The 6,640-nt window shown below is 75.1% G+C and carries 6 protein-coding genes; all 6 read left to right on the forward strand.

All coding sequences use genetic code 11. From position 1 onward, the window contains the following. The first annotated feature begins 42 nt into the window (after window positions 1-42). A complete protein-coding gene (locus ACFVNO_RS23650) occupies window positions 43-921 on the forward strand; it encodes an alpha/beta fold hydrolase (protein WP_378895741.1) in 879 nt (292 codons plus the stop codon). A gap of 402 nt (window positions 922-1,323) precedes the next feature. Beyond that, window positions 1,324-2,478 (forward strand): Gfo/Idh/MocA family protein, encoded by a 1,155-nt coding sequence (locus tag ACFVNO_RS23655; RefSeq protein WP_378895743.1) that lies wholly within the window; start codon window positions 1,324-1,326, stop codon window positions 2,476-2,478. Further along, window positions 2,475-3,635 carry a dihydrodipicolinate synthase family protein gene (locus ACFVNO_RS23660; RefSeq protein ID WP_355264583.1) on the forward strand — a complete coding sequence of 387 codons (1,161 nt, stop codon included), beginning with the start codon at window positions 2,475-2,477 and terminating at the stop codon, window positions 3,633-3,635. The genes ACFVNO_RS23655 and ACFVNO_RS23660 overlap by 4 nt, the downstream gene beginning before the upstream one ends. Further along, on the forward strand, window positions 3,632-4,528 hold the full coding sequence (locus ACFVNO_RS23665) for a sugar phosphate isomerase/epimerase (RefSeq protein ID WP_355264580.1): 897 nt from the start codon (window positions 3,632-3,634) through the stop codon (window positions 4,526-4,528). The genes ACFVNO_RS23660 and ACFVNO_RS23665 overlap by 4 nt, the downstream gene beginning before the upstream one ends. 26 nt (window positions 4,529-4,554) lie before the next feature. Continuing rightward, window positions 4,555-5,460 (forward strand): 5-dehydro-4-deoxyglucarate dehydratase, encoded by a 906-nt coding sequence (locus ACFVNO_RS23670; protein WP_378895746.1) that lies wholly within the window; start codon window positions 4,555-4,557, stop codon window positions 5,458-5,460. A gap of 4 nt (window positions 5,461-5,464) precedes the next feature. Further along, entirely contained in the window at window positions 5,465-6,541 is a 1,077-nt protein-coding gene (locus ACFVNO_RS23675; RefSeq protein ID WP_378895748.1) for a mandelate racemase/muconate lactonizing enzyme family protein, read from the forward strand. Window positions 6,542-6,640: the final 99 nt, after the last annotated feature.

Here is a 6,640-nt window from a genome sequence, read left to right on the forward strand (position 1 = left end):
AATAATAGTAGCAGCTATTAATTCAGTAGTTAGGAGAGCGCCATGTCCAGCGACCCCGCCCGCTCCGGAGAACTGCTCCTGCCCTCCGGCGACGCCCTGATCTGCACGCAGGCCTTCGGCTCGGCCCAGGACCCGACCGTCCTGCTCATCGGCGGCGCGGCCTCCTCCATGGACTACTGGGAGGACGGCTTCTGCGCCCGGCTCGCCGCCGCCGGACGCCACGTGGTCCGCTACGACCTGCGCGACACCGGCCGGTCCACCGCCTACCCGGCCGGCGCGCCCGCCTACACCCGCAAGGACCTGGTGGCCGACGCCCTGGCCGTCCTGGACGGGGTGGGCGCGCACACCGCCCACCTGGTGGGGATCTCCATGGGCGCCGACCTCGCCCAGCGCATCGCCCTGGACCACCCCGGGCGGGTGGCGACCCTGACCCTGCAGTCCACCACCCCCGGCGGCACCGGCGGCCCGGACCGGCCCGAGCTGCCGCCGATGGAGCCGCGGCTCCGGGCCGTGTTCGCCGACCAGGGCCCCGGTCCGGACTGGAGCGACCGCGAGGCCGCCATCGAGGCGATGGTCGAGGGCGAGCGCGCGTTCGCCGGGTCGGTCTTCGACGCCGAGCGCTCGCGCGCGCTCTCCGCGCGGGTCTACGACCGCACCGCCGACATGGCGGCGACGCAGACCAACCACTGGATCCTGGAGGAGGACGGCTCGCCCGACCCCGACCCGGCGGCCCTCACCGCCCCCACGCTGGTGCTGCACGGCACCGAGGACCCGATGTTCCCCCTGCCCCACGGGCGGGCGATGGCCGCGGCCGTCCCCGGCGCCCGGCTGGTGCCGCTGCCCGGCGTGGGCCACCAGTACCCGCCCGAGCCGCTGTGGGACCTGGTGCTGGCCGAGATCACCGCGCACACCGCCCGCTGACACCCGGCCCGCCGCCCCGTCCGGGGCGGCGGGCCCGACCCCCGGAAATGTAAGCGCTTTCCGTTTTCCGGGGGCGCGATCGGCCCTCCGGAGCGTCGGCGGCCCCCGGTGGGACCGCCCCCGCGGGGCGGTCGCGGCGGCGGAGTCCGCCCAGGTCGGGCCCGCCGGGAAAACCGGGGAAAGCGCGCCCGGCCCGTCGGGGTGCGCGGCCGCGGCGGGCCCGGTCCGCGCGCGGAACCGCGACGGACCCCCGCCCCCGCCGCGACCGGTGACCAGCCCCTTCACCCTCCCGAGCACCGCACCCGGCCACCCCCGCCGTCGGCCGCACGCTTCGCCACTGGTGTGGAGGCGAACTTTGCCGTAAGGTGGAAAGCGCTTTCACAAGAGAGGTGGTCACATCAGATGAGCGATCGCGTACTGGGCATCGCCATGAACGGCGTCACCGGGCGCATGGGATACCGACAGCACCTGACCCGGTCCATCCTGGCCATCCGGGACGACGGCGGCATCGCACTGCCCGACGGCTCCCGGCTCCTGCCCGAACCCATCCTGGTCGGCCGCTCCGAGCGCAAACTGCGCGAGATCGCCGACCGGCACGGCCTGACCCGCTGGTCCACCGATCTGGACGCCGTCCTGTCCGACCCGCAGGTCTCGGTCTACTTCGACGCCCAGATCACCCACGCCCGCGAAGCGGCCGTCCGCTCGGCCATCGCCGCCGGCAAGCACATCTACGTCGAAAAGCCCACCGCGTCCACCCTGGACTCGGCCCTGGACCTGGCCAAACTCGCCGAACAGGCGGGCGTGCGCAACGGCGTCGTCCAGGACAAGCTCTTCCTGCCCGGCCTGCTCAAACTGCGCCGCCTGGTGGACTCCGGCTTCTTCGGCGAGATCCTGTCCGTACGGGGGGAGTTCGGCTACTGGGTCTTCGAGGGCGACTGGCAGCCCGCCCAGCGCCCCAGCTGGAACTACCGCGCCGAAGAGGGCGGCGGCATCGTCCTGGACATGTTCCCCCACTGGCACTACATCCTGGAGCACCTCTTCGGCCCGGTGCGCACCGTCACCGCCCGCACCGCCACCCACATCCCCCGCCGCTGGGACGAGAACGGCGCCCCCTACGACGCCACCGCCGACGACGCCGCCTACGGCATCTTCGAACTGGAGGGCGGCACCGTCGCCCAGATCAACTCCTCCTGGAGCGTGCGCGTGGACCGCGACGAACTCGTGGAGTTCCAGGTCGACGGCACCCACGGCAGCGCCGTGGCGGGCCTGCGCTCCTGCCGCGTCCAGCCCCGCGCCCTCACCCCCAAGGCCGTCTGGGACCCCGACGCCGCCGACCCCGGCCGCTACCGCGAGCAGTGGGAGCACGTCCCCGACAACACCGACTTCCCCAACGGGTTCCGCGCCCAGTGGGAGGACTTCCTGCGCCACGTGGCCACCGGCTCGCCCTTCCCCCACGACCTGCTCTCGGGGGCGCGCGGCCTGCAGATGGCCGAGGCCGGCCTGGAGTCGGCCCGCACCGGCCGCACCATCGAACTCGGCGAGGTCTCCATCCGATGAGCCCCCTGCTGCTGCCCGAGGGCGACGGCACCCTCGCCCCCTTCACCCCCGCCGGCCCCGCCGCCGACGCCTCCCCCCTGCCCCCCGCCCGCACCCGCACCGCCTACGCCGCCGCGCACGTGGTCGCCGACCCCCTGCTGCCCAACGCCCCCGGCGCCCCGGCCCGCCTGGACTGGGACGCCACCCTGGCCTTCCGCCACCACCTGTGGGACCAGGGCCTGGGGGTGGCCGACGCCATGGACACCGCACAGCGCGGCATGGGCCTGGACCCCGACACCGTCGCCGAGCTCATCCGCCGCTCGGGCGCCGAGGCCGCCGCCCGCGGCGCCGCCCTGGCCTGCGGCGTGGGCACCGACGGACTGGAGCCCTCGCACGCCGACCTGGAAAGCGTTATCACCGCCTACGGCGACCAGCTCGACCTGGTCCACAAGGCCGGGGCCGTCCCCGTCCTGATGGCCTCGCGCGCCCTGGCCGCCGTCGCCACCGGACCCGCCGACTACACCCGCGTCTACTCCGCCCTGCTCGACCGCGCCCAGGGCCCGGTGATCCTGCACTGGCTGGGCGCCGTCTTCGACCCCGCCCTGGACGGGTACTGGGGCTTCCCCGACCCGGCCGACGCCATCGAACCCGTGGCCGCCCTCATCGCCGACCACGCCGACCGCGTCGACGGCATCAAGGTCTCCCTCCTCGACGCCGGCCTGGAGGTCCGGCTGCGCCGCCTGCTGCCCCCCGGAGTACGCCTGTACACCGGCGACGACTTCCACTACCCCGACCTCATCGAGGGCGACGACCACGGCCACTCCCACGCCCTGCTGGGCGTCTTCGCCGCCATCGCCCCGGCCGCCGCCCGCGCCCTGGCCGCCCTGGACGCCGGCGACACCGACCGCTACCGGGCCCTGCTCGAACCCACCGTCCCCCTGGCCCGCCACCTCTTCGGCGCGCCCACCCCCCACTACAAGACCGGCATCGCGTTCCTGGCCTGGCTCAACGGCCACCAGCGCGGATTCCACATGGTCGGCGGGATGCAGTCCGCCCGCGACCTGCCCCACCTGGCCCGCACCCTGCGCCTGGCCGACACCGCCGGAGTCCTCACCGACCCCGACCTGGCCGTCGAGCGCATGCGCGCCCTGCTGCACGTGGCGGGGGTGCACCAATGAGCACCCCCGTCCCCACCGCCGTGGACGTCCCCACCGGACTCCCGGCCACCGTCCCCACCCCCGGACCCGGCGACCCCCGCCTGGCCCGGCTGTCCCTCAACCAGGCCACCGTCCGCCCCGCCACCCTCGTCCAGGCCGTCGACGGCTGCCTGCGCGCCGGCGTCCCCGCCATCGGCCTGTGGCGCGAACACGTCGCCGACCTGGGCCTGGACAAGGCCGCCGCCCTGGTGCGCCGCTCAGGGCTGCGGGTCACCTCCTACTGCCGGGGCGGCTTCCTCACCGGCCACGACCCCGCCCCCGCCCTGGACGACAACCGGCGCGCCATCGACGAGGCCGCCGCCCTGGGCGCCCCCGTCCTGGTCATGGTCGTGGGCGGCCTGCCCGAAGGCGACCGCGACCTGCCCGGCGCGCGCGCACGCGTCGCCGACGCCCTGGCGGCCCTGGCCCCCTACGCCGCCGAGCGCGGCGTCCGCCTGGGCCTGGAACCCCTGCACCCCATGTTCTGCGCCGACCGGGCCGTGCTGTCCACCCTGGGCCAGGCCCTGGACCTGGCCCGGGACCTCCCCGCCGAAGCGGTCGGCGTCACCATCGACACCTACCACGTGTGGTGGGACCCCGACGTGCAGGCCCAGATCGCCCGCGCCGGCCGGGAGGGGCGCATCGCCCTGTTCCAGGTCTGCGACTGGGTCCTGCCCCTGCCCGCCGACGCCCTGCTGGGTCGCGGCATGGTCGGCGACGGCCACATCGACGTGCGCTCCCTGCGCGAATCGGTGGAGGCCGCCGGCCACACCGGCGACATCGAGGTCGAGATCTTCAACGCCGACATCTGGGCGGCCGACATCGACGACGTCATCGCCACCACCGCCCGCCGCCACATCGAACACGTCCTGTGACACCCCCCTTCCCCCCGAGGAGAGCCATGCGCTTCGACGGAATCCTCTTCTTCCCCCTCACACCCTTCGGCCCCGACGGGGCCGTGGACCTCGACGTCCTCTCCGACCACGTCGCCTCCGGCGTCGCCCACGGCGCCGGAGGGGTGTTCACCGCCTGCGGCACCGGCGAGATCCACGCCCTGTCGGCCGCCGAGCACGCCGCCGTGGTCGCCCGCACGGTCCACACCGTCGCCGGGGCCGTCCCGGTCGTGGCCGGCGCGGGCGGCAGCGTCGCCACCGCCGCCGAACAGGCCCGCGCCGCCAAGGAGGCCGGCGCCGACGCCGTCCTGCTCCTGCCCCCCTACCTCGTCGCGGCCCCCCGCGAGGGAATGGTCGAGTACGTGCGCACCGTCGCCGCCGCGGCCGACCTGCCGGTCATCGTCTACCAGCGCGGCACCCTGGTCCTGACCCCCCAGACCGCCGCCGAGATCGCAGCACTGCCCTCCGTCGTCGGCATCAAGGACGGCATCGGCGACCTGGGGCTGATGCACCGGATCGTGCTCGCGGTACGCAAGGTCCGCGGCGACGACTTCACCTTCTTCAACGGCCTGCCCACCGCCGAACTGACCGTCCCCGCCTACCGCGGCGTGGGGGTGCCCCTGTACTCCTCGGCGGCGTTCGCCTTCGTCCCCGAGGTCGCCGACGCCTTCCACAAGGCCGTCCAGAACGGCGACCCGCTGGCCGACCGGCTCCTCGCCGAGTTCTTCGACCCCCTCGTGGCCCTGCGCGACCGCTCCCCCGGCTACGCGGTCTCCCTGGTCAAGGCGGGGGCGCGCCTGCGCGGCGTCCCCGTGGGCGGGGTCCGGGCCCCGTTCACCGACCCCACACCCGAGGAGGAGGCCGACCTGGCCGCACTCATCGAGACCGGCCTGGCCCTGGTCGGGAAGGGCTGAACACGTGCGCGTCACCGCAATGCGCGCCCGCGCCCACCGCCTGCCCCTGCACCGGGCGTGGGACGGCGGGGTGGACCGCAACGACATCGTCGTGGTGGAGGTGGACACCGACACCGGCCTCACCGGAACGGGATTCTCCTGGACCCCGCTCATCGGCGCCCGCTCGGTGCGCGCGCTCCTCGAAGACGACCTGAGGCCCGCCCTGGTGGGCGGGCCCGCCCACCCCTCCCGCTGGGACGAGCTGCGCCGGCACCTGCGCGAGGCGGGCACCAGCGGCATCACCCTCATGGCCCTGGCCGCGGTCGACATCGCCCTGTGGGACCTGTCGGCCAAGGCCGCCGGCCTGCCCCTGGTCGAACTCCTGGGCAGGCGCCGCACGACGGTCCCCGCCTACGGCAGCGGCGTCAACCTGGACTACCCCCTCAGCGACCTCCAGGACCAGGTCCGCCGGTGGCTGGCGGCCGGACACCGGGCCGTCAAGATCAAGGTCGGCTCCCCCGACCCGGCCCGCGACGCCGAACGCGTACGGGCGGTGCGCACCCTCCTGGGCGCCGACGGCCTCCTCATGGTCGACGCCAACCAGCGCTGGGACGTGCCCGCCGCGGCCCGCGCCCTGGCGGCACTGGCCGAGCACGAACCCCACTTCATCGAGGAACCGCTGCCCGCCGACGACCTGCGCTCCCACGTCCGGCTGCGATCGCGCACCCCCGTGCCCTTCGCCCTGGGCGAGAACCTGCGCACCGTCGAGGAGTTCGAACGCTACATCGACGCCGGGGTGTGCGACATCGTCCAGCCCAACGTCGTACGCGTAGGCGGCATCACCCCCTTCCTGCGCATCGCCGAGGCGGCCGACCGCCGGGGCGTCCCGGTCGCCCCCCACCTGCTGCCCGAACTGTCCGGGCAGCTGGCCCTGTGCCTGTCCCGACCCGCCATGGTCGAGGACATCGACCGCGCCTCCTTCGCAGACCTGGGGGCATTGGCCGCCCCCAGCGGCGTGCGGGTGGAGCGCGGAGCGCTGTCGGCGGACACCGGCCTCGGGCACGGTGTGGTGTTCGCCGACACGCTCAATCCCCTCCCCTAGCACCGGACGGGAGGTGGGGGGGGGGGGGCCCCCCCCCCGCCCCCCCCCCCCCCCCCCCCCCCCCCCGCCCCCCCCCCCCCCCCCCCCCCACCCCCCCCC

The sequence above is a fragment of the Nocardiopsis sp. NPDC057823 genome (assembly GCF_042797335.1).
Lineage (GTDB): Bacteria > Actinomycetota > Actinomycetes > Streptosporangiales > Streptosporangiaceae > Nocardiopsis > Nocardiopsis changdeensis.

Excerpts from the sequence above, each read along its gene's own strand:
- ACFVNO_RS23650 (WP_378895741.1), top strand. The coding sequence starts at position 43 with ATGTCCAGCGACCCCGCCCGCTCCGGAGAACTGCTCCTGCCCTCCGGC.
- ACFVNO_RS23655 (WP_378895743.1), top strand. The coding sequence starts at position 1,324 with ATGAGCGATCGCGTACTGGGCATCGCCATGAACGGCGTCACCGGGCGC.
- ACFVNO_RS23660 (WP_355264583.1), top strand. The coding sequence starts at position 2,475 with ATGAGCCCCCTGCTGCTGCCCGAGGGCGACGGCACCCTCGCCCCCTTC.
- ACFVNO_RS23665 (WP_355264580.1), top strand. The coding sequence starts at position 3,632 with ATGAGCACCCCCGTCCCCACCGCCGTGGACGTCCCCACCGGACTCCCG.
- ACFVNO_RS23670 (WP_378895746.1), top strand. The coding sequence starts at position 4,555 with ATGCGCTTCGACGGAATCCTCTTCTTCCCCCTCACACCCTTCGGCCCC.